General features: G+C 42.3%; 19 protein-coding genes. 8 read left to right on the top strand and 11 right to left on the bottom strand.

The window, feature by feature from the left end; all coding sequences use genetic code 11:
* Positions 1 to 54: 54 nt before the first annotated feature.
* On the top strand, positions 55 to 2,592 hold the full coding sequence (locus V7K32_RS16650) for a hypothetical protein (protein ID WP_334994941.1): 2,538 nt from the start codon (positions 55 to 57) through the stop codon (positions 2,590 to 2,592).
* Positions 2,593 to 2,802: 210 nt separating this feature from the next.
* On the opposite strand, the gene miaB is transcribed toward V7K32_RS16650, so the two are convergent.
* The 3 genes from miaB to V7K32_RS16635 all read right to left on the bottom strand — a co-directional run bounded on the left by miaB (position 2,803) and on the right by V7K32_RS16635 (position 5,332).
* On the bottom strand, positions 2,803 to 4,167 hold the full coding sequence (miaB, locus tag V7K32_RS16645; protein WP_334994940.1) for a tRNA (N6-isopentenyl adenosine(37)-C2)-methylthiotransferase MiaB: 1,365 nt from the start codon (positions 4,165 to 4,167) through the stop codon (positions 2,803 to 2,805).
* A 474-nt stretch (positions 4,168 to 4,641) separates the two neighbouring features.
* Complete coding sequence (locus tag V7K32_RS16640) at positions 4,642 to 4,899, bottom strand: hypothetical protein (RefSeq protein ID WP_334994939.1); 258 nt, start codon at positions 4,897 to 4,899, stop codon at positions 4,642 to 4,644.
* 238 nt (positions 4,900 to 5,137) lie between these two features.
* The gene (locus tag V7K32_RS16635; protein ID WP_334994938.1) at positions 5,138 to 5,332 is read right to left on the bottom strand and encodes a hypothetical protein; all 195 of its coding nucleotides are present in this window, start codon (positions 5,330 to 5,332) and stop codon (positions 5,138 to 5,140) included.
* Between the two features lie 631 nt (positions 5,333 to 5,963).
* Here V7K32_RS16635 and V7K32_RS16630 point away from each other — a divergent pair.
* The gene (locus V7K32_RS16630; RefSeq protein WP_334994937.1) at positions 5,964 to 7,028 is read left to right on the top strand and encodes an AI-2E family transporter; all 1,065 of its coding nucleotides are present in this window, start codon (positions 5,964 to 5,966) and stop codon (positions 7,026 to 7,028) included.
* A 20-nt stretch (positions 7,029 to 7,048) separates the two neighbouring features.
* Here V7K32_RS16630 and V7K32_RS16625 read toward each other — a convergent pair whose 3' ends face one another.
* The 4 genes from V7K32_RS16625 to V7K32_RS16610 all read right to left on the bottom strand — a co-directional run bounded on the left by V7K32_RS16625 (position 7,049) and on the right by V7K32_RS16610 (position 12,633).
* Entirely contained in the window at positions 7,049 to 7,243 is a 195-nt protein-coding gene (locus V7K32_RS16625; RefSeq protein ID WP_334994936.1) for a hypothetical protein, read from the bottom strand.
* A 208-nt stretch (positions 7,244 to 7,451) separates the two neighbouring features.
* Complete coding sequence (locus tag V7K32_RS16620; protein WP_334994935.1) at positions 7,452 to 7,724, bottom strand: hypothetical protein; 273 nt, start codon at positions 7,722 to 7,724, stop codon at positions 7,452 to 7,454.
* A gap of 490 nt (positions 7,725 to 8,214) precedes the next feature.
* On the bottom strand, positions 8,215 to 9,975 hold the full coding sequence (locus V7K32_RS16615; protein ID WP_334994934.1) for a PAS domain-containing sensor histidine kinase: 1,761 nt from the start codon (positions 9,973 to 9,975) through the stop codon (positions 8,215 to 8,217).
* A 63-nt stretch (positions 9,976 to 10,038) separates the two neighbouring features.
* Entirely contained in the window at positions 10,039 to 12,633 is a 2,595-nt protein-coding gene (locus V7K32_RS16610) for a sensor histidine kinase (protein WP_334994933.1), read from the bottom strand.
* A gap of 418 nt (positions 12,634 to 13,051) precedes the next feature.
* Here V7K32_RS16610 and V7K32_RS16605 point away from each other — a divergent pair, with 418 nt between their 5' ends.
* From V7K32_RS16605 to V7K32_RS16595, 3 genes are all read left to right on the top strand, one after another.
* Positions 13,052 to 13,705 (top strand): Coq4 family protein, encoded by a 654-nt coding sequence (locus V7K32_RS16605; RefSeq protein ID WP_334994932.1) that lies wholly within the window; start codon positions 13,052 to 13,054, stop codon positions 13,703 to 13,705.
* Between the two features lie 487 nt (positions 13,706 to 14,192).
* The gene (ada, locus tag V7K32_RS16600) at positions 14,193 to 15,269 is read left to right on the top strand and encodes a bifunctional DNA-binding transcriptional regulator/O6-methylguanine-DNA methyltransferase Ada (RefSeq protein ID WP_334994931.1); all 1,077 of its coding nucleotides are present in this window, start codon (positions 14,193 to 14,195) and stop codon (positions 15,267 to 15,269) included.
* A gap of 34 nt (positions 15,270 to 15,303) precedes the next feature.
* Positions 15,304 to 15,936: a DNA-3-methyladenine glycosylase family protein gene (locus V7K32_RS16595; RefSeq protein ID WP_334994930.1), complete on the top strand. Its 633-nt coding sequence runs from the start codon at positions 15,304 to 15,306 to the stop codon at positions 15,934 to 15,936.
* A 215-nt stretch (positions 15,937 to 16,151) separates the two neighbouring features.
* On the opposite strand, the gene dapF is transcribed toward V7K32_RS16595, so the two are convergent.
* On the bottom strand, positions 16,152 to 16,991 hold the full coding sequence (gene dapF, locus V7K32_RS16590) for a diaminopimelate epimerase (protein ID WP_334994929.1): 840 nt from the start codon (positions 16,989 to 16,991) through the stop codon (positions 16,152 to 16,154).
* A gap of 69 nt (positions 16,992 to 17,060) precedes the next feature.
* Here dapF and V7K32_RS16585 point away from each other — a divergent pair, with 69 nt between their 5' ends.
* Entirely contained in the window at positions 17,061 to 17,276 is a 216-nt protein-coding gene (locus V7K32_RS16585) for an Hfq-related RNA-binding protein (RefSeq protein ID WP_334882707.1), read from the top strand.
* Between the two features lie 45 nt (positions 17,277 to 17,321).
* Here V7K32_RS16585 and V7K32_RS16580 read toward each other — a convergent pair whose 3' ends face one another.
* On the bottom strand, positions 17,322 to 17,507 hold the full coding sequence (locus tag V7K32_RS16580; RefSeq protein WP_334994928.1) for a hypothetical protein: 186 nt from the start codon (positions 17,505 to 17,507) through the stop codon (positions 17,322 to 17,324).
* Positions 17,508 to 17,796: 289 nt separating this feature from the next.
* Between V7K32_RS16580 and V7K32_RS16575 the strand changes: the two genes are divergently transcribed.
* A complete protein-coding gene (locus tag V7K32_RS16575) occupies positions 17,797 to 18,777 on the top strand; it encodes an ABC transporter substrate-binding protein (RefSeq protein WP_334994927.1) in 981 nt (326 codons plus the stop codon).
* Between the two features lie 9 nt (positions 18,778 to 18,786).
* Positions 18,787 to 20,568 carry a diguanylate cyclase domain-containing protein gene (locus tag V7K32_RS16570; protein ID WP_334994926.1) on the top strand — a complete coding sequence of 594 codons (1,782 nt, stop codon included), beginning with the start codon at positions 18,787 to 18,789 and terminating at the stop codon, positions 20,566 to 20,568.
* Positions 20,569 to 20,611: 43 nt separating this feature from the next.
* Here the strand turns inward: V7K32_RS16570 and V7K32_RS16565 are convergent, their stop codons facing one another.
* Together V7K32_RS16565 and V7K32_RS16560 are read right to left on the bottom strand one after the other, a co-directional pair.
* The gene (locus V7K32_RS16565; RefSeq protein WP_334994925.1) at positions 20,612 to 22,951 is read right to left on the bottom strand and encodes a cation:proton antiporter domain-containing protein; all 2,340 of its coding nucleotides are present in this window, start codon (positions 22,949 to 22,951) and stop codon (positions 20,612 to 20,614) included.
* A 581-nt stretch (positions 22,952 to 23,532) separates the two neighbouring features.
* The gene (locus V7K32_RS16560; protein WP_334994924.1) at positions 23,533 to 24,510 is read right to left on the bottom strand and encodes an SDR family NAD(P)-dependent oxidoreductase; all 978 of its coding nucleotides are present in this window, start codon (positions 24,508 to 24,510) and stop codon (positions 23,533 to 23,535) included.
* Positions 24,511 to 24,514: the final 4 nt, after the last annotated feature.

The following is a 24,514-nucleotide window of genomic DNA, read 5'->3' as shown; positions in this document are numbered from 1 at the left end:
TACAATTTAGGAAAGAATTTAAATTTTTTCAGTATTGAAAAACCAAAACTACTTATGTTAAAACATCAATTAATCCAGAAAAAGTCTAGTCATCAACGCCAAAAAGACCGAAAGGGTAAATTATACTGCCGCGCAGTTATACTGATATATTTATTTTTAAGCGGTACTTTACTACAAGTCTTACCAGCATTGGCTGCTAGTCCGACAGCTGGTACTGTAATTGATAACCAAGGAACTGGTAGTTTTATTGATTCTACAGATAATACTGAAAAACAAGTTGAATCAAATATAGTTAAAGTAACTGTAGCAGAAATTGCAGGGATTACAATTTCACCAGCGAATACACCCACTGCAATAACTGGTAGTACTGTCAACTTTGACTTTACAATTACTAACGTCGGCAACGATCCGACACAGTTCTTTATTCCTGATGCACCTTCGGCGATTACTGGGGGTACAGCTGGGACACTAAAAATTGTTGCTTATGACCCTGATGGTAGTGGATCAGCAGCAGCAGTTGACCTTACTGGTAATAATATTACCGTTCCTGCGAATGGTGCTAATACGGGGACATTGTTAAGTGCGATCGCTTCAGCTAATAACGGTTCGATTCCCGCAGGCGCGACGATTGTGGTGCGGGTTCCAGTCACAGTCACAGCAGTTAGTGGACAACCTGTAAGTGTCACACTAGGTAATACTGGTGGACAACCCAGCAATAGCAACACCCCCTATATTGTGGGAGCAAATGGAACTGGAAGTAAAGATTTATATACTGTTGACAACGCTGATGGTGTTTCTAATGAATCAGCAGGTGTACCGATTAATGGAGATGCGATAAATCACCGCCAAGAAGCCAGTGCAATCCTGACTGTGACAGTTAATGCTGTCAGTATTTCCGGGACAGTGTTTAGCGATGCTGATGCAGATGTTACCATCAACGGCAGCGATACCGGAACAGATGCGGGGTCAGGTTTCCTGACAATTTATGCCATTGATACTGCTGGTAAAGTAGTAGATAAAGCCAGTGTCGCAGCTAATGGAACCTACAGTTTGACTAACATTCCGCCAAATGCCCCTGTGACACTGCGGCTTTCTAATGATAATAGTGTAGCGATCGGCTCAACCGCACCCACAACCCCTAGTATACCAAGTGGCTGGTACAATACGGGCGAAAACCTCAACGGCACAATCGATCCAGTAATTTCTACATTGGGTGATATTGCCCTGACCACGACTACAAGCAATCTTACCAATGAAAACTTTGGCATTCGTCAAGCCTATACTATTGCGGCTGATGCTGCCCCAACCACCTGTAACCCAGACTACAGAACTGCCTTGAACACCGGGATTACTACTGGTGGTGGGCAATTAGCAGTCGGAGTAAATGACTTAAACTGGACTGCTGAATGGATTGCAGGCCCGGCTAGCGGCATTGGAACACCCTATGCCCCACCGCGCCCGGTCGGGACAATGCCGGCGGTAGTTGTTGGCAACCTCGCGCCTGGTGCTTGGGTGAATGAACCAGCCAATGCTCGCTGGATTAGCTATCCGTTCCGCTTATCCGTAAACGGCGATGGAAAGCATAATGATGCTGATTTAGATGGCATTAAAGGGGAAGGTAACGGTAGCTTCTCTGGACCTGGCACCTCTGATGATGTGCGACTGAAATTCACCTCCACACTGACTTTGCCCAGTAATGCCAATACGCTCTCAATTTCTTTACCCGTTGGCGTGGCGATTGATAATCAATTTGTCAGCATTAAGGTGAATGGAGTGGAAAATCTTGTGCCAACTCCGGCGGCAAATCCTAGAGCTGCTGATTATGGCACATTGAAAACCGTTAACATCACCAACGGTTGGCAAGCTGGGGTGAACACTATTGAAGTTATCGTCGATTCTAGCCCTGATCGAGTTGGTTTCTTTTTGGGCGTTCAAGCTACCAGTATTCAAGTTTGTACTAAGCCAAATGTTCTCTTGGTGAAACGGATTACAGCGATTAATGGCGGTACTACCACAGTTGGGGGAGATTCTTTGGCCAGTTATATTGATTCCCCAACTAATCCCTACGATGATAATAACATCACGATTTCCACCCAGCCTACACCAACAGATCCGCCCCTAGATACAGACAAGTGGCCATCCTTAAATAGCTTCATGCTTGGCGGTATCAATGGCGGTAAAGTCAAGCCGGGTGATGAAATAGAGTACACTATCTATTTCCTTTCGGCAAATAAGACAACAGCAAATAATGTTTTGATTTGCGATCGCATTCCCGATAATGTTACTTTTTTACCAACTGCATTTAATAGTTTTCCAGCTAAAAACAGCAGTGGTCTTGCAAGTGGCGATCGGGGGATCATCTGGCAATATAATGGTGTAACTGAATCCTTAACTAATGCGGCTGATGGCGATAAAGGAGAATATTTAGCCCCAGGTGTTGATCCCAATATTAAGTACCCGGATATCAAATGTGATGGTAGTAATAATAACGGTGTAGTGATTGTGAATTTAGGAAATGTGCCAAGTGCAACTGCACCAGGTACACCAATTAATTCCTACGGGTTTGTCCGTTTCGGGGTTAAGGTGAAGTAGTATAAACACGTTAGCGTAGTGACACGAAGTGCAATTTCGCGTCTTTGAAAAAAAGATGTAGAGACGCAAAATTTCGCGTCTCTGGTGAAATTAAATATGCGTAACCTGAAACCCTTGTAGAGACGTAGCAGTGCTACGTCTCTACATTCATTGTCTGAGATGTCTAAGGGTTTTGGATACCCACATCTAATTTTTGCAGATGTCCAATTCTTAGACAGATAAGGCTTGTTTGACTTCAATTGGTTCACCTGTCAAACTAAAAGGGCGAACTTCGATAATTTTTACCTTCACTAATTCGCCTTTCAATTCTTTGATGTCACCATTGAAGAATGTCAAACGATTACCGTCAGTGCGTCCCATCACCTGAGTTTGATCTTTGGGGTTTTGGTCTTCCACTAAAACGGATTCGATGCGTCCAAAATAACGTTGCGATCGCTCGGCTACTTTCAAGTTTCCCAGATGATTGAGACGTTGCAGGCGATCGCTTTTTATTTCTTCACTTAGCTGATTGCCCCACAACGCCGCAGGTGTCCCCGGACGCGGTGAATATGCGGCTGTGTTCAACATATCAAAGCCAATATCTTCCACCAGTTTCAGGGTATTTTCAAACTGTGCTTCTGTCTCCCCAGGAAAACCGACAATCGCATCAGCACTAATGGAAGCATCTGGCATATACCGCCGAATAGTATCGATAATCCGCCGATATTTTTCATGGGTATAACCCCGCGACATCGCCTTTAAAAGTTCATTATCCCCAGATTGAAAGGGAATATGAAAGTGTTTGCAGACTTTGGGCAACTCGGCACAAGCTTTAATTAATCTTTCAGTAAAATAACGGGGATGGCTAGTAGCAAATCTTAGCCTTTCAATCCCCGGCACGTCATGGACATAATAAAGTAAATCTGTGAAGTTGTGCAGATGCCTACCTTCTGCTGTTGTTCCTGGCAAATCTCTGCCGTAAGCGTCAATATTTTGACCGAGGAGAGTAATTTCTTTGTAACCTTGTCGTCCTAATTCTACCATTTCCGCCCGGATTGCTTCTGGTGTGCGAGATTGTTCGACACCGCGCACATTGGGAACTACGCAATAGGTGCAGCGTTCGTTGCAGCCGTAAATTACATTAACCCAAGCTGTAACTTTACTATCCCGTCGCGGCCGGGTGATATCTTCAATAATATGAACCGATTCGGTTGCGACAACTTGATTGCCTTCAAACACCGACTCCAACAAATCTTTAAGCCGGTTGGCGTGTTGTGGCCCCATTACCAAATCTAATTCTGGGACTCGCCGCAATAGCGCTTCACCTTCTTGTTGGGCAACACAACCTGCAACGATGAGGGTTAAATCAGGCTGCTCATGTTTACGCTTCGCTTGTCTACCAAGGTAGGAATATACCTTTTGCTCGGCATTATCCCGAATTGTGCAGGTATTGTAGAGAATTACATCTGCATTATTCGGATCTTCTGACCATTCAAAGCCCATGTCTTCCAAAACGCCAGCCATGCGCTCTGAGTCAGCTTTATTCATCTGACAACCGAAAGTAGTGATGTGATAGTGGCGTTTAGAACTGGTCATGAGCAATTCTGCTTAATTAGCGTAATGTATATAAGGTTTATTTCCTATTCTATAATGCTCTTAAAGCGGCTAACGCAGTCGTTTTGATTGCAAATATCATTTTGAACTGCCAGATATCTCAGAACGGCAAGGTTACATCATAATTGAAAGTCCATCAATGAATTAGCGATCGCAAGGTTTTTGCTATATATACAATAATTGAACTCTAATATCATGTCCGGTTAAAGACTTAGGGACTTCCAAATAAAAAAATATACAACTATTTATTGTGGGGTGGGCGACACGAGAGCCCATAGTCAAAGGCGCTCATGTTGCCCACCCCACAAGATTGGATAATTTATTTCTTGGAAGTCCCTTATCATCAAGACCGCAGTTCTTGCTGGGGAAAAGACGGGTTTTTGATTGTTGCACTAGGGTAACTGTAACTAATTAGCCGGACATGATATAAGCAATGATTCCTCCTTCAAAAGAGTATCACCTACAAAAATCATCAACTCGAATATCTCGCCAGATGTCAGAAATCTGCCAGCCAGAGTTGCCAACAGACTGGACTGGAGGATTGTCAAGGAAGGGAATATAGTCAGGAATAGCCTCTGGAATCGTTGCTGGTTGCTCATCAATCACAGGGGTTGAAGAATTGACACTACAGAAGAGAAGATTTTGGTCTTCAGCGTGTTGGATTTCCATCATTTTCTTGAGAGTCAGCTTGTCAGATTTTTTGATGATCTTCATATCTATCTTGTTAATGTTTTCGTTTACTGCTTCCCCAAGGGCATTGGCTGAAAATCTGGATGACAGCAAAGTTGGGAAAAGTTGGGTGTTAATAATTGCACGGAATAAACAAGATACAGCAAATCTATGGAAAATACGAGTCCCTTGCTGAGGAATTTATCAATTGAGTACAAATTTCTTTTAAAATGCAGATTATATAGCACAATCTGTTGCATAAATGGTAGCGATCGCAGTAAAATTATTCTCTGGAAGTTAAGCTTTTTTGTGGCGCAGCAAGCGCATCGCTTGTTTTACAGACAAATTCCCCATAGACTTGTGCCGTAATATCAAATCCAGACAGAGAGGGCGCAGAGGCAGAGGAAAGAGCAATAATTTTTATACAAACGGATTTGATATAAGCTATTGTCTCGCCATTGCCGATTAACGTAGACATGTTCTGGACTATACTTATCAATCTATGGGATATCAAGCTCTGCCAGAGGCGATCGCTGACTATCTGTCACGTTTTAGAGCAGTTAACGTCAGCCAGATCAAATCATTATTGTTGATGGCTCACAGCAAGGGCTTGACTTGATTATACGTGTATTAATTGACCGTGGTGATTGAGTAGCGCCCGTTTGGGTTCGGCAAAGGAGAAAACTACAATTGGGTAAGTAGGTCGGCGAGAAAAAACCAAACTATGTAACCAAAAGTCAAATCTCTGTATTTGGCTCGTAGTTGGGCTTTAGCGCTAAAGCGCAACTACGAGCCAGTGATGATTATTTAGGCCGACTTACTTAAATTAGGAAATCATATTTTTCATGCAGACGCACAAAATAGTTAAACTTATTTCTCAAGAAAGAAGATTTAAATGTCTAGACCTTTCTGAGGGTAAATAGAATAAAGTTTTAGCTAGGGAGTAAAATATCTGAACAAATTAAAACTGACTTGACTATATGCGTACAAACAGGAGAAAAAAACTAGACTTGTGGTAATCAGGCTTACAGCTACTCTTAAAAAGAAAAATTCTGCGCCATCCCAGGCACTAAATTTGTCAAATTAAAACAGAAGAATAAGTGATAGTAATGGCGAATTCCAGAGATACAGATAATGGATGGTCGCAGTTAAGTCGTGGTGCGCCATTGGCAGTAATAGTAGCGGCGGTACTCTACATTTTATACCAACTTTTGCCCGTATTAGAACTTTTAGTTATAGCAGCATTGATTGCTTTAATTTTGAGAACGCTATTACGGTTTTTGCAAAAGTTAGTAAAATCACAGGATGTTGCTGTTTTGCTACTAATTGGATTAATCGTCGGATTTGTTGTGGTATTAGCCACTGTAGTTCTACCTAGTGTGACATTTGAATCTCAAAAATTAATCAAAACATTACCAACTTATCTCAATAGATTGACAGGAGATGTTGAACAACTGCGTCAGAAATTTACTTTTATTCCTGACATTTCCCAAGCACTAATACAATTACGGAATTTGACCGACCAGTTGCTAGGGGGAGTACCAGTTTTCTTAGGTGAAGCTTTAAGTTTAACCGTTGAGTTGGTAGCGACGTTAATCTTAGCGCTTTATATGGCTTACGATCCTAATTCTTTAGTGAAAGGGATTTTAAGATTAGTTCCAATGCGACATCATCAACGCTCTAAACGAATCCTTAAAGCTTGCGAAACAAGATTGCGAGGCTGGATTTTTGGGACAGGAATAGCGATGATATTTCTGGGGGTAGGAGCAACGTTTGGACTTTTGATTTTGGGGATTCCGTCAGCCCTACCATTTGGGATTATTGCAGGTTTATTTGAAATAATTCCTTACTTTGGTTCGATCATTGGTGCCTTTTTACCAGCATTAGTAGCATTGAGTATTTCACCACTAAAATTAGTATTTGTGTTGATCGTTTTCTTTGTAATGAATCAAATAGATGCCCATGTTGTTCAGCCTTTGGTGATGGGTCAGCAAGTTAATATCCATCCAGTGATGGTGATTGTGACATTTTTAGTAATGGGTAAGCTATTTGGATTTATTGGTCTGCTGCTTGCAGTACCTGCGGCCGCAGTGATAATTACGCTTATTGATGAGTTTACCCCTGAAGAAAAGCTGATAGAGCCAGTAGGAATTGAAAGTAAAATAGATGTTTAATCAAACGATTAAATAAGCAACTATCTAGCAATTATTCGATGCACTTTTCTGTGATTTGACATTCCCCGGCGTGAACGCACGGGGATTCTTCTATCTATGAAACAAGCCCTAGCAGGCAGCTTTTTACCATCAATATTTTGCCCTTTGTACTCAACTGCGATCGCAGGCGTGCCTAGCAGCAATAGGACTGGCAGGACTAACCCTAAAATTTTCATTGCTAGTAACAAACACTTTCAATCAAGCTACTTTCTACTTTAAAACATAAAACTAATTTGTGGGTTAACTAGCGATGGATTGCCACAAGCCGCCTCGCCACGCCTACCCTATGCTTTAATACAGGTCAGTTAATCTAATGTTGTTATGTAAACAAAAAAAGGAGAGTATTGCTGCTCTCCTAACATGATATAAGGGAAAATTTTCAGTTTAGCGATGAAAATGAGTATGTCGTTCACGGGCTTGACGTTCACGCAATTCACGAGCGCGTTGTTCACGGGCTTGACGTTCACGCAATTCACGAGCGCGTTGTTCACGGATTTGATGTTCGCGTTGGACTCTATTGTTATTAAAAGCTACACTATCACGATTAAAATGATCCTGCTCAGATTTAAATTCAGCAGCATTAGCATTTTGAGAAAGAGCAGCAATTGAAACAGCTGCTAATAAGCCTCCAAGAAGAATAGATTTAAAGCGGTTCATATATCCTTTAATCTCCGTTGCATTGATTTGTATACTCTCAATATAATCGGAATAATCTGGCACACGCCTGTATCTAAAGTCACTTTTAAATAGTTACTTTTGTCACTAATACCTGTTTGAAAAGTCGCAGAGATGATGAGTAAAGCATACCCATGTTTAATATGAATTTCTCAGTGATATCATGTCCGCATAATTAGTTATGCTAACCACAGTCATTGCACCCCACACGCCAGATGCTCCACTTGGGGAGACCCCAAGACCGCACTGGCTCCCCTTAATCCCCTCCCCGCTTTTCGAGAGGGGAGACAAAGCGTAGCTTTGGCGGGGGTGGGGTTCTTCCGGTTTAATAAGCAATCAAGCGGACATGATATGACATGATTCTAGAACCAAAATCCGGTGGTCGCAAGCGTGGATAAGTAGCCCGAATTATTCAGGGCATAATATTTCTGAACAACGTTGTTCTTCTGGAGCTGACCCCTGCCTATAAAGGTCAGCTAATAGGTAATGTAAACCAGAAAGTTGCCCCTGCATCCAATGCACTGTTCACACCAATTTCGCCGCCGTGAGCATTGATGATTTGTTTACACAAATACAACCCCAATCCCAAACTTACAGAATTGCGGATATTTGCACCCCGAAAGTAAAGGTCAAAAAGCCGATCGCTTTGTTGTTGACTAATGCCCATGCCGTTATCACTAACAGTACAATAAATCATTTTACCTGCACGGGTAGCGTGAATTGTCAAGAGCAAACCAGGGGGATTATGTTTCAGAGCATTGACAATTAAGTTAGAAAAGACTCGCCATAGTTGCGTGGGATCTGCATTCACTAATGGCAAATCTGCGGATACCAAATTTGTCAGTTTGGCTTGATTTTGCTCTAGCAATGGCTCTAAATCTGCGATCGCAGCTTCGACAACTGTCAGTAATTGTACGGTTTGACGCTGCAAAACAACACCTTGCACCTCGCTGATATGAGCTTCCATCAAGGAATTAATTAAATTAAGTTGGCGATCGCTACTTTGAATCATCCGCTCTAAAATTGAGCGGGAAATCGAAATATTCTCTTCGGGACGTGCAAGCAAATTTTTCAGTACCATTAAAGTACCCAGCACTGGATTACGTAAGTCGTGAGAAACTGCATGGAAAAATACTCGTAGTTCTTCTTCAGCTTGTTTACGCTGGGTAATGTCTTCAATTAAACCTTCGTAGTAAAGCAGTTTAAGATGTTCGTCACGCACTGCGTAGGCTTTTTCCGAAATCCAGACAATAGTCCCGTCTCGGCGATAAATTTGGGATTCAAACTCGGAAATGCTGCCATATTCCATCAGGCGGACAAATTCGGCGCGGCGGTTTGGATCAACGTACAATTGTTCAATAATAGTGGAATTTGCTGTCACTTCCTCCGCTAAGGAGTAGCCATAAATGCGTGCTAAAGCCGGATTTGCTGTAATGTAACGTCCATCGGGACTGCTCTGGAAAATCCCTTCAACGGCGTTCTCAAAAATGCTGCGATATTTAGCTTCTGCAACCTTGAGTTTTTGGTAGGCAGATTCCAGTTCTTGATGGGCGTAAAATTCAGAACGTTGCAAGCGATCGTACAGATAAACACCAATGTCGCAGATAGTACAAAACCAAAAAATATATAAAATGAACGTTACATTATATATTTCTGGGTGGCCGGGGATTGGTGTTTTTAGTCCAAGTGCTGTATTCACACCAAAATAGTAAATCAGTACACTTACTTGAGTCAGCAAGTGAAGAATCCAGCAGACGGGTAGCAACACAGCTTGGCTTAAGAATAGCAGCGACCAACCGATGGTATCGGGTAGTGCAAAACCTGTGATGGTTGCAAACAACTGCGATGCTAGACTAATTGACCAAGAAGACCCCAAAAATAATAAATCTGGATGACGACGACCTAACTTAGTTTTATGTAAGGCAAAGCAGATTAATATACACAGCAACATTGTAATATTAATTACAAGGCGCTGAGTTCTAAGTACTTCTGGCAGATGCTGCAACTCTGCAACAGGAAAAAACAACCCGTAAATGTCTCGCAAAGTAAAAGACAACAGACACATCAGCGCCAGCAATAACCATAAACGCAATCTCTGCCACAAAAAACGGTTACGCCAATCTCTGTAAAGAGTAGTGGTTTCATCTCTTATTGGTGCAGAAAAGCTTTGTCTGCACCATCTTTGCACTGTTGTAAACGGAGTAGCCATTAGCATCCGAGCAACTTTGCCCATACCTTGAGGGTGTTTCCCTAACTCAACATTGCCATAAATAACACCCTCTCATTTTTTGGTGATTTATGGGCGATTTGTTACGGATGTTGCTAAAGGTAGTGTAAACCAAAAAGTTAACCCGCGCTTGCGGTTACTTATAATACCAATTTCGCCGCCATGTGCTTTAATAACTTTCCGACAAAGATATGTTTTTAAGCCAATGCTTGTGGAACAACAGTCTTGGGGATCGCGGACATGCAGATCGAAAAGGCGATCGCACTCTACTTTACTCATTGTCACACCATCATCTTCAATCTGAGTGCGAATCATTTTGCCCTCAACGCTGGCACTTAGAATAAAATTTAATCCTGGTGGATTGTTTTGCAAACTATGTGTTACCAAATGTGCCAAAACTTTCTGCAATCGAGTTGCATCTGCCATTACTAATGGTAAATCGGCGGGAACCAAGTTCTTCAGAGTTGCTTGATTTTGTGCCAGAGTGGGTTCCAAATGGGCGAAAACCGCTCTTAGTAGGCTGTTAAAATCCACAGGTTCGGGTTTGATGTCCATACCCTGTTTTTCACTGGAATTAATTTCTAGCAATGAGTTAATCATCGTCAGTTGGCGATCGTTGCCTTGAATCATCCGCTCAATTACCCTGCGAGATACTAGAATTGGGGATTGGGAGGAGGCAGAGGGGCAGGGTGCGGGCGGCAGAGGGGAAAGAGGTAATTTTTTATTCTCCCCCTTGCTCCCTGCCCCCTGCTCCCCTGCTTCTCCCCCACACCCCACTTTTTGATTTAACAAATTTTTTAACACCATCAAGTTACCCATCACCGAAGTTCGTAAATCGTGGGCAACTGTGTGCAAAACAACATCTTTTACCCGATGCAATTCTTCAACTTCTTGCATTTTCTGCTGCAATTGTGCTGTCCGTTCTTGTACCTGGTGTTCTAAATTAGTGTTAAGTTCTGCAAGTTTTTGGTAAATTTGGCTTTGGTGAATGGCGATCGCTACTTGTTCTGACATCTGCTGTAACAAATCAATTTCTATTGGTTGCCAATGACGCGGCCCTGAACATTGGTTGGCAATTAACGCCCCAAATAATTCATTACCTAGCATAATTGGTACAGCCAATGTCGCCTTCGTTTGGAATTTTTTAAAGTGCGCTTTGACTTTGGGAGATAATGCTACTTGTGCCATATCTTCAACGATACCCACAACATTATCTTTGAGTAAGTTTCTCAATTCTTGTAGATAAGCTTCATCATTAGTAGACCATCCTGTGACTGATGGATATTTAGAATCTACTGATTCTGCGAGAGTTCTGGCTCCTAATTTGGGATTATTTAAACCAATAAAAACCCGATCTGCTTGCAGAAATTGTCTGACTTCCGTCACGGTGGTTTGAAGAACTTCCTCTAAGTTAAGCGAAGACCGAATTCGTACTAAGGTTTTTGCCAACAAGCGATCGCGTTCTGCTGATAGACGTAATTGTGCTTCTACCTGTTTGCGTTCTGTAATGTCGTGATGGACTGCTAAAAGCGAAGGCAGACCATCTAAATCAATGATTTCGGCTGAAAGCAGCGTTGTAATTATTTTGCCAGACTGTTGCCGAAATTCAACTTCTAAGTTGCGAACAACTCCTGTGGCTTGCAACTCCTGTAATAAATTCAGGCGATCGCGATCGTGTACCCAAAGATTTAATTCAAAAGAAGTTTTACCAATCGCCTCACTCCGCTCATAACCTGAGAGTTTCACAAAACTATCGTTAACTTCGATGAAGCGTCCTTCTTGGAGTGTGCTGATGGTAATTGAATCGGGGCTGCAACTAAAAGCTTTAGCAAATTTTTGGGCAAGATTTTGTAAAGCTACTTCTGCTTGTTTGCGTTCTGTGATATCTCGGACAATTGCTACTACCTCATCTTGACCACTCACCACCAACCGCGCCTCATAATCTCTGACTCCCAAAGGCGTTGGTAGTTGATATTCGCAAGTTTGTAATGTTCCAGAATCTAAAGTTTTAGCGTAGGCGTAGCCCGCCTTCGGCATCGCTTCTAGGCTAATTGCAGCAACATCACTAGGCAATAACTCCTGCACATGTTTACCCACTATTTCTTCTCTCGAAAGACTGACATTTGCTCCCTCACTTTTCAAATCTAGATACTCGCTATCACGGCTGATGCGAAACATTAAATCGGGGATAGCATCCAAAACTGCTTGATACCGCGCCTCACTCTCAAGTAATTTTTCTTGGGCTTGTTTTCGGTCTGTAATATCCATGACCAAGCCATTCCAAAGCAAATCACCTGATTCTTGTCGTTCCGGTTGCGAAGTAGCTTGAATCCATTTAATCCCACTAGGCGTAATGATCCGACCTTCCCAATGCCAAGGTGTAATATTTGTAGTACAAAAAGCTATAGATTCTGTAAAAGCTTTTATATCCTGTGGATGAATCAGTTTATATAGCACCCGAAAGTCTTTCTGTATAGCTTCTGGTTCTAATTCATACAAATATTCACAACCAGAACTAACATAAAGCACTAACACAGAACCATCCTGCTGTTGCAGAACTTGGAAAATCATTCCTGGTAAATTGACAGTAAGTTTTGAGAGCAAGTTAATAGCGTCTTGCTGGCAATTTGGTGTATACAGCGATTTTACAACGGTTTCATCCACTCTTTAACCCTTTGATACACAAGCTATTGATGTACAATTAAAAGCCAGAATAACTAATTTAAGAGTTTTCATTCTGTAGGCATAATTGCTAACACAATTCAAACTGCACCTTCTTTCAGAGTAGTTCCTGATGAGGCGATCGCATTCCCCCAATCGGGTGAACCATTTGTCAGGGGTAAAATCATTTCCGGATTGCTGTTAGCCGATAGCTATGGTTGAGCCAGTGCTGAGTTACCAAGAGGGCGGAATGGGGAGATTAAAATAAGTACGTATTTTGAGGAGAATAATTATGTTACAAGATTATGATAATTTAATTTCACGAATAGCCCAGACAAGTAGTTCCAAAAACTGCTTTACTCGCTGCGGAAGTAACCAAAATTTAGCTATCATTAATTTTTCAATAATTAATTAATAACCCATGATAGAAACCATCAATCAGTCTCAAGAAACGGCAATTCTGGAGAGTTTTGTGGAATTGGTGAAATCTCCTTATGGAGATTTCGCTACCATTAATAAGCTTTCCCATGTTCTGAACGAGCCAGTTACGCTCCAAAAAATTGTGGCATTTCTCAGACTGACCCCCCAAGGCAAACAAGCTTTTGTAGACCGCCCCTTGCTGGGAAAAATCGATTTACAGCAACTGCATCAATTACCTAACCATACACTGGGCTATCTTTATGCAGATCACATGATCACCAAAGGATTAACTCCAATGCCTGTTAACGAAATTGCAAATGATCCGTTTACGTTTTTGGGTGTTCACATTGGTGAAACTCATGACATCTGGCACGTCGTTACAGGGTGTGATACTGATAAACCAGGTGAGGTTAAACTAGAAGCTTTTTATACCGTACAGCTAGTACCAGACCGTTTATTTCTAGCCCTGCTTGCTAAGAATTTGCTCAAAACCGCAATGTACGAAGTCGAACTCTGTGAGCAGATTATGGATGGATTGACGCAAGGCTGGATGATGGGAAAACGGGCAAAACCTTTGTTTGGCATCGAATGGAACAGATTATGGGAAACACCCTTAAAAGATGTGCAGACATCTTTGAACATTGCACCAATTTAAGTGTGTTCGCTGCGCCAAGAAATCCGTTGCATCGTTTGCCACTTGTTTAAAAACTTAATCGTCTTGGGACGGTCTACTATTATTTCTAAGATACAAGGTTAGGTTGAACGTTTGCGTAGCTTCCCGCAGGGAAGTAAAACCCAACAAACCCTGCAATATGTTAGGTTTCGTTCCTCAACTCAACCTACACATTTTTATTTTTTCGGCTTAACCGAACCGTATTACCCGTGGTGGTTAATAAAACTAGTTGGATGCCTAAATCAGGGGGGTGACTTTCTGGCTTAGGCATCCACCTATGACGACATCGGGGCGAAAGCTAAATACACAAAAATTTGAGCTACGCTTACCCTGGATAATCAACTTTGATCGCAACAATCAGATAGAAAGTACTTGATCAATACATTTAATCTAGTTTTACCTAAAAGCAGAAAGGAATAATGGACATTCCAAAGTAGGGATACTTTGTAATACATCCAAGGAGATATAAATGCAATTGCAACAGGTATCAGTTTTAGAAGAAACTCTTTGGGAAGCAGTTCTCAGTCGAGATGCTACAATTGACGGCAAGTTTTTCTATGGTGTTCGCTCTACAAGGGTTTATTGCCGACCTATTTGCCCTAGTCGCAGACCAAATCGCAATCAAGTTTGTTTCTTCCAATCGCCACAAGAGGCTGAAAGCGCAGGTTTTCGAGCTTGCAAGCGCTGTCAGCCAAAATTTGAAACAGTTCCAAATCCGGCTCAGACGAAAGTTTTAGCAGTATGTCGATATATTGAAGCACAAGGCGATCGCATCCCAACCCTCTCAGAATTATGCTCTGAAGTTGAAATGAGTCCCAGTTATCTGCAAAAGGTATTCAAGCAAATAATTGGTGTATCCCCTTTTCAATATGCAGATGCGCTACGTAGCCAACGATTAAAACAGCGTCTCCAGAAAGGCGAAGAAATTGCTCATGCAGTTTACGACACGGGGTATGGTTCAAGTAGCCAACTATACGAGAAAGCACCCAAACAACTAGGAATGACACCAAAGACTTACCAACAAGCTGGAAAGACAATCAGCATTGTTTATGCGATCGCTCCATGTTTACTAGGATATTTGCTTGTGGCAACAACAGAGAAGGGTATCTGTGCCGTTAAACTAGGTAATGAAGCAGACAAGCTTGAACACATTTTGAACCAGGAATTTCACCAAGCGCATATCATCCGTGATGACCACACACACAAGGAATGGATACAAGCAATTCTTGACTTTATTGGGGGAAGCGAGGCACATCTCGATTTACCACTTGATATCCGTGGGACAGCATTTCAGAAACAAGTCTGGCAAGCATTACAAAAAATTCCTTATGGCGAAACCCGCACTTACACTGATATTGCCCGTAATATTGGCAAACCCCAGGCAGTCCGTGCTGTAGGTAATGCTTGTGGAGCTAATCCGATCGCGCTGATTGTACCATGTCACCGAGTGCTGCAAAGTGATGGCAGTCTTAGTGGTTATCGCTGGGGAATTGAGCGCAAACAAAAACTGCTTACACAAGAATCAGAACGCACCGTGCAAGATTGATTAAAAGAATTCTTCCCCACTCACTTTTTCCAAGATGACTCAAACACCTGAACTAGAATCGCTGACTCCAGAAAGTCTTACCCGTGGTTTAATGGTGCTTGCCAATCTTGATAGCGATTTGGCTCGAATTTTAGAAACACTGGGGCCTCCACCGATGTGGAAAAGAGAACCAGGTTTTACAACGCTTCTGTGCATCATTCTGGAACAGCAAGTTTCCGTAGCGGCTGCAAGGGCTGTATTTAACCGTCTATGTGGGGTTGTTGTAACTTTAACGCCAGAAAATTTTCTGATATTGGATGATGTTCAATTAAGAGCGATTGGATTCAGTCGGCAAAAGATTCTATACTGTCGTGGATTGGCGAATGCAATCGCAACTGGTCAGCTTGACCTAACCAAGTTGGAAACAATGGACGAAACTATTATCAGAACTGAGTTAAAGCGCCTCAAAGGGATAGGAGACTGGACAGTTGATATTTATCTGCTCATGGCGCTGCAACGTCCTAATGTCTTTCCCAAAGGCGATTTAGCGATCGCGATCGCTCTACAAAAACTCAAAAACTTGGCGACGCGTCCAACACCAGTTCAAGTAGAAGCGATCGCCCAGATTTGGCAACCGTGGCGAGCAGTTGCGGCAAGACTTCTATGGCACTATTACCTAAGTGCGTAAGTCATACAATAAACGAACCACAAAGCCACAGAGAACGCAGAGAGAAGAAATAGAGAGAGTTTTTGCGTCAGTTTTGGAACATTTTTTTATTTGTCAGTCCCTAAAGTGCATAATTAAATATAAAACCTCACCCTGCCTCCGGCTTCCCTCTCCGTGAGTTCCGAGAGGGATTGAGGGTGAGGGAAAAGATTTAAGCCAAAATTGGGATGCTCCCGTTACAGTTTACCCGTGAATACTCGTTCAGCCGGGCCTGTCATGTAAACTCGTTGGTCTACTTCTGACCATTCAATTTGTAACGGGCCACCAGGTAATTCTATAGTGGCGGCGCGATCGCATTTCCCAGTTAACACTCCAGCTACCAAAGAAGCACAAGCGCCAGTCCCGCAAGCTAATGTAATTCCAGCCCCTCGTTCCCACACCCGCATTTTCAAATAGTCACGGCGTACCACTTGAATAAATTCGGTATTTATGCGTTGCGGAAAAGCTGGGTGATGCTCAAATTTCGGGCCAATGGTTTCTAATTCAATTGCTACGACATCTTCCACAAAGGTAATGCAGTGGGGATTTCCCATATTTACACAGGTGAGTAACCAAGTTTGCCCCGCCACCTCTAATGGCACAGATATTACTTTTTCTTCATTGGGTGCAAGATTAGTCGGAATTTCGCTAGCGAGTAACCTGGGTAAACCCATATCTACTTTAACTTGACCATCAGATAAGAGTTGGGGAGTCATTACACCACCCAAAGTATGAATGCGATATGAGTCTTGATTTCGGGATTCCCCTTCTAAATCTGCCAAAAAGCCAGCTAAACAGCGAATGCCGTTACCACACATTTCTGGTTCTGAACCATCAGAATTAAAAATCCGCATGGTGTAGTCAGTGCCGTTTTCTCCAGGGAGGGCAAAAATTACACCATCAGCACCGATACCAAAATGGCGATCGCACAACTTGATGGCTTGCTCTGGAGTCACTACAGGCTCAGATGAGGAGCGGTTGTCAATCAGAATAAAGTCGTTGCCTAGACCATGATACTTAGTAAATTCGATTGCCATTTCTTCAAGGATGAATTATCAAGGATTAGTTACTCTTTATTTTGCCTTGTTGGTTCATCTTTACTAAAAATGCTTACCGAATTTGACACCACTTTACCCAGTATTAGACTTGTCCAAAACCTAATTAAACAAACAACGCCAGTAGAGTTAAAGCTGCTGACTGGTGATGTGCTGGCAGGAAAGGTTTTATGGCAAGATCCCCAGTGTATTTGTATTGCTGATGAAAATAGCCAGCACACCGTTTGGAAACAAGCGATCGCCTACATCAAGCCGAAAATAAGTTAGCAGATGAAAGTTGCCTTTTATTGCTGGGTAGCGCTAATATCGCTCTCAGCAATCTAGCTCCATCCTCACCAATAAAATTACTACCAAGGGCAATGCAAAGGCTGCGATCGCTTTAACGGCGAGTTTTTTAGAAGAACAGAAAGCGATCGTTCTTTCATCTGGGTGTGATGAATTTCTACGTGATTTTTTATATAATATAGTATCTAATACACTGAAATGTCTAAGTGTCAAATATATTTTTGCTGAAAATAATTCTTCAAATTTTGAATATACAGAAGAAAATTCTTTAACATCTGATAAGCTAATTTGAATGTTTCAGTAAAAGATTAATCAATTCTATGAGGCTGCTTTAGAAGCAAATACTAATCTTGCTAGAGAATTTCTTAGATAAATTTCAAAAATTGAGCCTTTTTTAATTAAATATTTCACAAAATCTGCTTTTCAATTTTAATTTGAACAAATAGTTGATTTAGTTGAATATTTGATCGTAAATGAGTAAAAAATATCAATCAAATATTCTATGTTTAAAGTCATCAGATACATTAGTATTTTTCTGATTATTGCCTGTTTGCTATTTGCTTGTCATGCTTGGATACCGACTAAATTAAAACGTCCTCCCTTGAAAGTAGAATTTACATCTTTTATTGGGGAACATTCAGGCATAATTGCTAAAGAAAAAGGATTTTTTAAAGCACTAGGCGTAGATGTGGAACTAATTTATAAAGAATATGCCCAATTGGAACTAGCAAATTTTAGTGCGGGTAAGTATGATGGTATAACATCGTCCTTGGGAAGTTTTATAACCTTGAGTGCCACAAATCCAGATATACAAAGCGTACTCATTATAGATGAATCAACAGGAGCAGATGCGGTAGTTACTCAATCACAAATTAAAACCGTCGCTGACTTGAAAGGGAAAAAGCTGGGTGCAAATCTAGGCGGTTTTAGCGAAGTTTTCGTGACTGAGATGTTAAAAACTGCCAAATTAACCAGCGATAATGTAAATTTGGTTAAATTAGATGCTTTAGAAATTCCTCAACGCCTGAAAAATAATGCTATTCAAGCCGGACACACTTGGGAACCTCATCTTTCTGAAGCGATTAAATTAGGGGGACATATCCTATTTACCAGCAAACAAACCCCTGGCTTGATTTTAGATTTGATTGTCTTTCGCGGTGATACAATCCGCGATCGCCCCGAAGACATTCGAGCATTTGTGCGAGGATGGGTGCAAGGCGCGACCTACTGGGAAGCAAATATTCAGGAAGGAAACGCTATCATCAGCAAAGCGTTAAAAATTCCTCGCAATACACTCTCTTTGGAAGGAGTAAACCTAACTGATTTAGGTGAAAATAAAAAATTCTTTCAATCTAGCAACCCTAACTGTATCTACAAAACTGCCAAGATATATGCAGACTTTTTTATTCGCTCTGGAAACGTGACGCGCATTCCTGATGTAAAAAGTTTGTTCAATTCTTCCTTTTTGAACCCTCCCTCCTAGTTTAAAGCCATGCAGCACTATGTTTTGGACAGCATCCGTACAAAGTTGATCGCTTCGTTTCTCATTGTTGCTTTGGTTCCGTTGCTGTTATTGGCATTTATCAACAAACAGATAACTGAAAAAGCACTAACTACCAACGCAAAACAAGCCCTATCTGCGGCGGCTAACGAAACCGCTAACAGAATAGATGCCTTTATTGATGGAAATCTCAATGCCGTGCGCGTAGAGGCGATTTTACCAGGTTTGTCCCGCTACCTCAGTCTCACTCCAAAACAGCGAGATGACAGCCCCGAAATGCAATTGGCAACAGAAACATTAATCCGTCTTAGTCGCAAAGATATGCTGAATATTCTCTCATACGCTTTGCTCGACTTAAACGGGAAAAATGTATTGGATACCAATACAGCGAACATTGGCAAAGATGAATCAGGTGAAGATTATTTTAAAAAACCGCTAAAAACTGGGTTATCCTTTGTTTCTAGCATGAAGCGATCGCCAACAAATCCTGACCTTATTATCCTTTTTTTTAGCAGTCCGGTTCGCAATGCCAACGGAGATATATTGGGTGTATTGCGTGTTTCATACAATGCTACTGTTGTTCAGCAGTTAGTAACTCGACAAACTGAACGGACTGGGGCAAAATTTGCTATTCTTTTAGATGAAAATTATATTTATTTGGCACATAGAACTGCACCAGAACTACTTTTTAAATCAATTGTGTCTCTGCCTGACGATGTTGTAAATCAACTGCAACGGGAAGGGCGTTTGTCTAATGCTCCTGTCCAAGCATTGACAACTAATGAGTCAAAACTTAAGCAAGCATTGGATAATAAAGATCCCTATTTAATTGCATATTTGCCAGCAACCGATAATCAGGTTAATCTGATTGCGATCGCTCGTTTAAAATATAAACCTTGGTCTGTGTTGTTCGCACAGCCCCTTACTCTTGCCCTAGTACCTGTAGAAAAGCAAATTCATCACACAATATTTATATTTACATTTATCGGTGCAGTAGTGACAATCATCGCTTTTGCTATTGGGCAACTGCTAACAAAGCCAATAATTTACCTTACCAATATAGTTTTTCAGTTTAGCGCGGGTAACTTAGATATCCGCGCCAAAATTAGCTTAAAAGACGAAATAGGTCAACTGGCAAAATCGTTTAACAACATGGCACTTCAGTTACAAACATCTTTTGAAACTTTGGAAGAAAGGGTACAGGAGAGAACAGCAGAGTTAGTAATTGCTAAACAAAAAGTAGAAGATGCAAATCAGAAACTAGAAAAACTGGTAAATCTAGATGGTTTGACTCAGGTGGCTAACCGTCGCTGCTTCGATGGACGACTGCAACTAGAATGGAAACGCCTTGCACGAGAGCAACAACCCCTGTCACTAATTTTATTAGATGTTGATAAATTCAAATCTTACAATGACTACTATGGCCATCTTGGAGGCGATGATTGTCTAATCAGAATAGCGCAAACAGTGCAACAGTCAGTTTATCGTCCTGCCGATCTCGTGGCGCGTTACGGTGGAGAAGAATTTTCGGTACTCCTCCCCAATACTGACTTAGCCGGATCAATCAAAGTCGCAGAAAATATTCAACAAGCAATCCACGATCAAGCTATTCCCCATGCAAAGTCTGATGTCAAGGATATCGTTACCCTTAGTTTGGGTATTACTTGTGTCATACCCAGTTCCGACATCAAGCCAGATACACTAATCGCTTCAGCCGATAAAGCGCTGTACAAGGCCAAACAAAAAGGGCGCGATCGCTATTGTATTTATTAGATATATAGGTTCAAAACGAGCGTCATTACGAATTACGAATTAGTTAATCAGTTACACTATCGGCAGGGAGAAACTCTTTGAGCGCTTCTGCTGAGGCAGCTTTCACCATTGGGATAGAAAGGGGTACTGAAGTAGCGATCGCAAATAACTGTTGTAGTTGACTTAGACCTGTTAAGTTACCACATAATAATACTTGGTCGCCAACTCGCAAGTCCATGCCGCCATCAGGATAACGGATAAACTTGCCATCGCGCCGAATCGCCTGTACCTGTACTGCATATTGCTTGCCGATATCTAAATCTGCAAGAGTTTTACCAAGCGTTGGCGCATCTGCATTAACTGTAATCCACTGGCAAGCACTATTTTCTCCAGGAACAGCAGCTTGTCCTTTAGCGAATTCTGCCAAAGCTGCCAATTCTTCATCTGCTCCCACTATCAGCAAGCGATCGCCTTCTGCCAATTTGGTTTGATTATTAGGATAATCGATTTCATCGCCGTTAGCGCGGCGAATTGCCATCAAACTCGCTCCTGTTAAGTAGCGCATATCTGCTTCTTCTATGCTCATGCCAATTAAAGGCGAATCAGATGGTAGAGGATACCAGCGCTGATTTAGATCGCGAGTTGCTTGGCGCAAATCACGAGCAACTTCAGTAGCAGAAAGCTGTGGGCGAAAATCTAAATAATGATCGTTGCGAATTTGTTGCATTTGGCGTTGGACGACAGGTGGCGACAACAAGCCTAAGCTAGTTAATAAATGAGTTGCCATTTCTAAGCTAGCTTCAAACTCTGGTTGCACAACTTCTTTCGCTCCCAATTGATACAGCACTTCAATATTTTTATCCTGGGTAGCACGGACAACTAAATCTAATTCTGGGCGCAATTCCAAAGCGCGTTTCAAGCAAAGACGGGTACTCATGGGGTCTGGAAGTGCGATCGCCATTCCTTTGGCATGATTCACCCCGGCGGTTTCTAGAACATGTAAACTCACGCAATTGCCATAGACATAAGATACCCCAGCCTCACGCAACTGCTGAATTCTACTCTCTGATTGGTCGATTACTACCACAGGTATGTCGTGTTGCAGCAACAACTTCACTAAATTTTTGCCGACTCGCCCATAACCGCAGACTACCAGATGGTCTTTGAAGGGCAAATCTTCCGACACATCCCGCGCCTCATCTTCTTCTAAATACGGTTTCAACCAAGGCATTGATTCGGCAAAGTTAAATAAAAATGGCACTAACCGCAGCACAAAGGGAGTAAGCATGAGAGTAACTGCGGTGGTTCCCAAAATTAATAAGTATATCTGTCGGGATACCAGCCCCAAAGACTGCCCTTCACTAGCGAGAACAAAGGAAAATTCCCCAATTTGCGCTAGTCCCAAACCGGCGATTATCGCTGTTTTCAAAGGGTAGCCAAACAGCTTTACTAAAGGCGTGATAATCAAAAATTTACCTACGAAAACTAGTGCCACCAACCCCAAAATCAATTCTAAGTTGTTCCACAAAAACACTGGGTCAATTAACATCCCAATGGCGGCAAAAAATAAACTGGCAAAGATATCTCTCAGTGGTTCGACATAAGTCAGGGTTTGATCGGCGTATTCCACCTCAGAAATCATCAAACCCGCGACAAATGCCCCCATCTCAATCGACAGCCCCAAATGCTCTGTCAACAAAGCAATGCCCAAACATAGAGCTACAACGCCTAATAAAAATAGTTCTTTGCTTTCGGTACGGGCTAACAGTCGCAACAAAGGCGGTATCAACCAAATCCCCGCAGCTATTGCCCCAGCAGCGAATAAAGCAATCAAAGCTAGCGCTGTCAGCACGGCGATACCAATGGTTTCTGCTGGTTGGTTCAGGGCTGGTAAGACTGCTAACATCAGTCCCAGTGCCAAGTCCTGTACTACCAAAATTCCTAGCATTACTTGTCCGTGAGGCGTTTCTGTTTCGTTCCCCTCCATCAAGCATTTGAGAACAACTGCTGTGGAAGACAAGGATAGAATACACCCCAAGAACATGCCCTTAGCAGGTAAGGTTCCCCAGGCTCCGGTTAATCCGCATACTGCAACTGTGACCAAAATCGTCAGAGCAATCTGGAGTCCACCTCCGCCAAGAGCGATCGCTTTTACCTTCTTAAGTTCCGCCAAGGAAAATTCCACACCCAAGGCGAATAACAAAAAGGCGACACCGAACTGTGCCAGAGTTTCTACTTGAATAAGTTCTTTAATCAGTCCCAGTCCGGCCGGGCCAACGATCATCCCGCCAATGAGATATCCTAGCAACACGGGTTGTCGCAAAAGTGCTGCCAACAGTCCACCACAGGCGGCAACGCCTAGAACTAACACTAAATCAACAATTAGCCTAAAATCTTCTTGCACCAGTTTTAAAAGAACTATTAATTAAGACCTATTAATTCAGCATACAAAGTTTTACGATCTCAAACAGCTTGTTTAGTGAAGGGGCGACAAAATTTGCATATTGGGGATTGGGCAATTAAAATAATTCGTAATTCGTAATTCGTAATTCGTAATTACGTTTTGGGAGCGGGGATTTAGATTTAGGCGTTCAATTCGCGCTGCCTCTAGAGACTCTTGACTTAAACCCCCAAAGTTCGTTAAATAACCCGGAACCCCACCCCGCCAAAGCTATGCTTTAGCTCCCCTCCCCGCGTGCGGGGAGGGGTTGGGGGTGGGGTTCTTTTATTACAGGCGGACATGATATCATTCACGAGTAAGTAAGTCGGCGAGAATAAATCAAAGTACATTAAGTAATGTAAAAAATATTGAGACTAGTTCGTAGTGAGGACTTTAGTCCTCATTTGAGGGCTGAAGCCCTCACTACGAACCTTGAATTATTCACGCCGCTCTACTTATCAAAGGTGGATTCATCCAGTTCAAAGACTCGTTCACGAGTATCAAAGGTGGATGAACCGAGTTTTCTAACTTCTGCCCAATCCCCATCAAATCTTAGGCGAGCTAAGGGCATTCAATAATAGCAGTGACCACGGCACTTTAATATCGGGTATGAGCCATAAATACTTTCTCAGTACAGGTAATGCAGCCGGTAGCACAAAACGTAAAGAGCGTAGCGATGGGGGACACTCGCCATTTTCATCGACAATTCCATATTGCTTGGCTAGTTCGGCTACAATCTGCACACGTCCTGTACGGCGGATGAGATTTGGCTCACCAGCAAGTGCAGCGATCGCCCGTCCGGTTAATAAGGGAGTCTCCCAGTTGTAGCGATCGCCCATAAATGAGTTATTCTTTTGGGTAACATCGGTTTGATTCATTTCAGAAGCAAAACTGGAAAAAAGCTCAGTACCAACAATACCTGGCCAAATTGAAACAGAAGCGACATTATGGGGTTTGAGTTCAACAGCCATATCAGCTGCTAGGCGATCGCAAGCTGCTTTACCAGCACCATAAGCTGTATTAAAGATATAAGACATACTACCCCATGAGGAAATGGTGCAAATTAGTCCAGAGTTACGCTTGGTCATCATTCGAGCAGCAAAAACACTCGCAACATAGTGGCTACGAAGACCAACGTTGTTGCTAGCATCCCAAAGACTTGGTTCACAATCCCAAAAGGGTTGCCCATAAGCGTCTTTTAATGCCTGAACTCCTGAGTAAGCATTATTCACCACTAGGTCGAGTTGTCCATCCTGCTCATCTTGGATGCGTTCAAACAGTAAACGCACCTGCTCATCGTCGCTGTGGTCTACTTGCACAGGAATGCTCACACCACCAGCTTCTTCTATGGCTGATTGGGTTTCGCTAAGACTCCCAAAAACCCCATCACTGGAAGATTTGTTGAGGCTGCGCCCCGTGACGTATACAGTTGCACCAGCCTCACCCAAGCCTATAGCAATTCCCCTACCAATTCCCCGCGTAGCACCTGTGACCAATGCCACTCTACCCTCAAGGTGTTTCATAATC

The sequence above is a fragment of the Nostoc sp. genome (assembly GCF_036917635.1).
GTDB lineage: Bacteria > Cyanobacteriota > Cyanobacteriia > Cyanobacteriales > Nostocaceae > Nostoc.
The sequence above is the reverse complement of the archived record's forward strand: the minus strand, read 5'-3'. Positions and strand labels throughout refer to the sequence as shown.

What these genes read in the sequence shown, in the direction of transcription:
- V7K32_RS16650 (WP_334994941.1), top strand. Translation starts at nt 55, where the DNA reads ATGTTAAAACATCAATTAATCCAGAAAAAGTCTAGTCATCAACGCCAA.
- miaB (WP_334994940.1), bottom strand. Translation starts at nt 4,167, where the DNA reads ATGACCAGTTCTAAACGCCACTATCACATCACTACTTTCGGTTGTCAG.
- V7K32_RS16640 (WP_334994939.1), bottom strand. Translation starts at nt 4,899, where the DNA reads ATGAAGATCATCAAAAAATCTGACAAGCTGACTCTCAAGAAAATGATG.
- V7K32_RS16635 (WP_334994938.1), bottom strand. Translation starts at nt 5,332, where the DNA reads ATGTCTACGTTAATCGGCAATGGCGAGACAATAGCTTATATCAAATCC.
- V7K32_RS16630 (WP_334994937.1), top strand. Translation starts at nt 5,964, where the DNA reads ATGGCGAATTCCAGAGATACAGATAATGGATGGTCGCAGTTAAGTCGT.
- V7K32_RS16625 (WP_334994936.1), bottom strand. Translation starts at nt 7,243, where the DNA reads ATGAAAATTTTAGGGTTAGTCCTGCCAGTCCTATTGCTGCTAGGCACG.
- V7K32_RS16620 (WP_334994935.1), bottom strand. Translation starts at nt 7,724, where the DNA reads ATGAACCGCTTTAAATCTATTCTTCTTGGAGGCTTATTAGCAGCTGTT.
- V7K32_RS16615 (WP_334994934.1), bottom strand. Translation starts at nt 9,975, where the DNA reads ATGGGCAAAGTTGCTCGGATGCTAATGGCTACTCCGTTTACAACAGTG.
- V7K32_RS16605 (WP_334994932.1), top strand. Translation starts at nt 13,052, where the DNA reads ATGATAGAAACCATCAATCAGTCTCAAGAAACGGCAATTCTGGAGAGT.
- ada (WP_334994931.1), top strand. Translation starts at nt 14,193, where the DNA reads ATGCAATTGCAACAGGTATCAGTTTTAGAAGAAACTCTTTGGGAAGCA.
- V7K32_RS16595 (WP_334994930.1), top strand. Translation starts at nt 15,304, where the DNA reads ATGACTCAAACACCTGAACTAGAATCGCTGACTCCAGAAAGTCTTACC.
- dapF (WP_334994929.1), bottom strand. Translation starts at nt 16,991, where the DNA reads ATGGCAATCGAATTTACTAAGTATCATGGTCTAGGCAACGACTTTATT.
- V7K32_RS16585 (WP_334882707.1), top strand. Translation starts at nt 17,061, where the DNA reads ATGCTTACCGAATTTGACACCACTTTACCCAGTATTAGACTTGTCCAA.
- V7K32_RS16575 (WP_334994927.1), top strand. Translation starts at nt 17,797, where the DNA reads ATGTTTAAAGTCATCAGATACATTAGTATTTTTCTGATTATTGCCTGT.
- V7K32_RS16570 (WP_334994926.1), top strand. Translation starts at nt 18,787, where the DNA reads ATGCAGCACTATGTTTTGGACAGCATCCGTACAAAGTTGATCGCTTCG.
- V7K32_RS16560 (WP_334994924.1), bottom strand. Translation starts at nt 24,510, where the DNA reads ATGAAACACCTTGAGGGTAGAGTGGCATTGGTCACAGGTGCTACGCGG.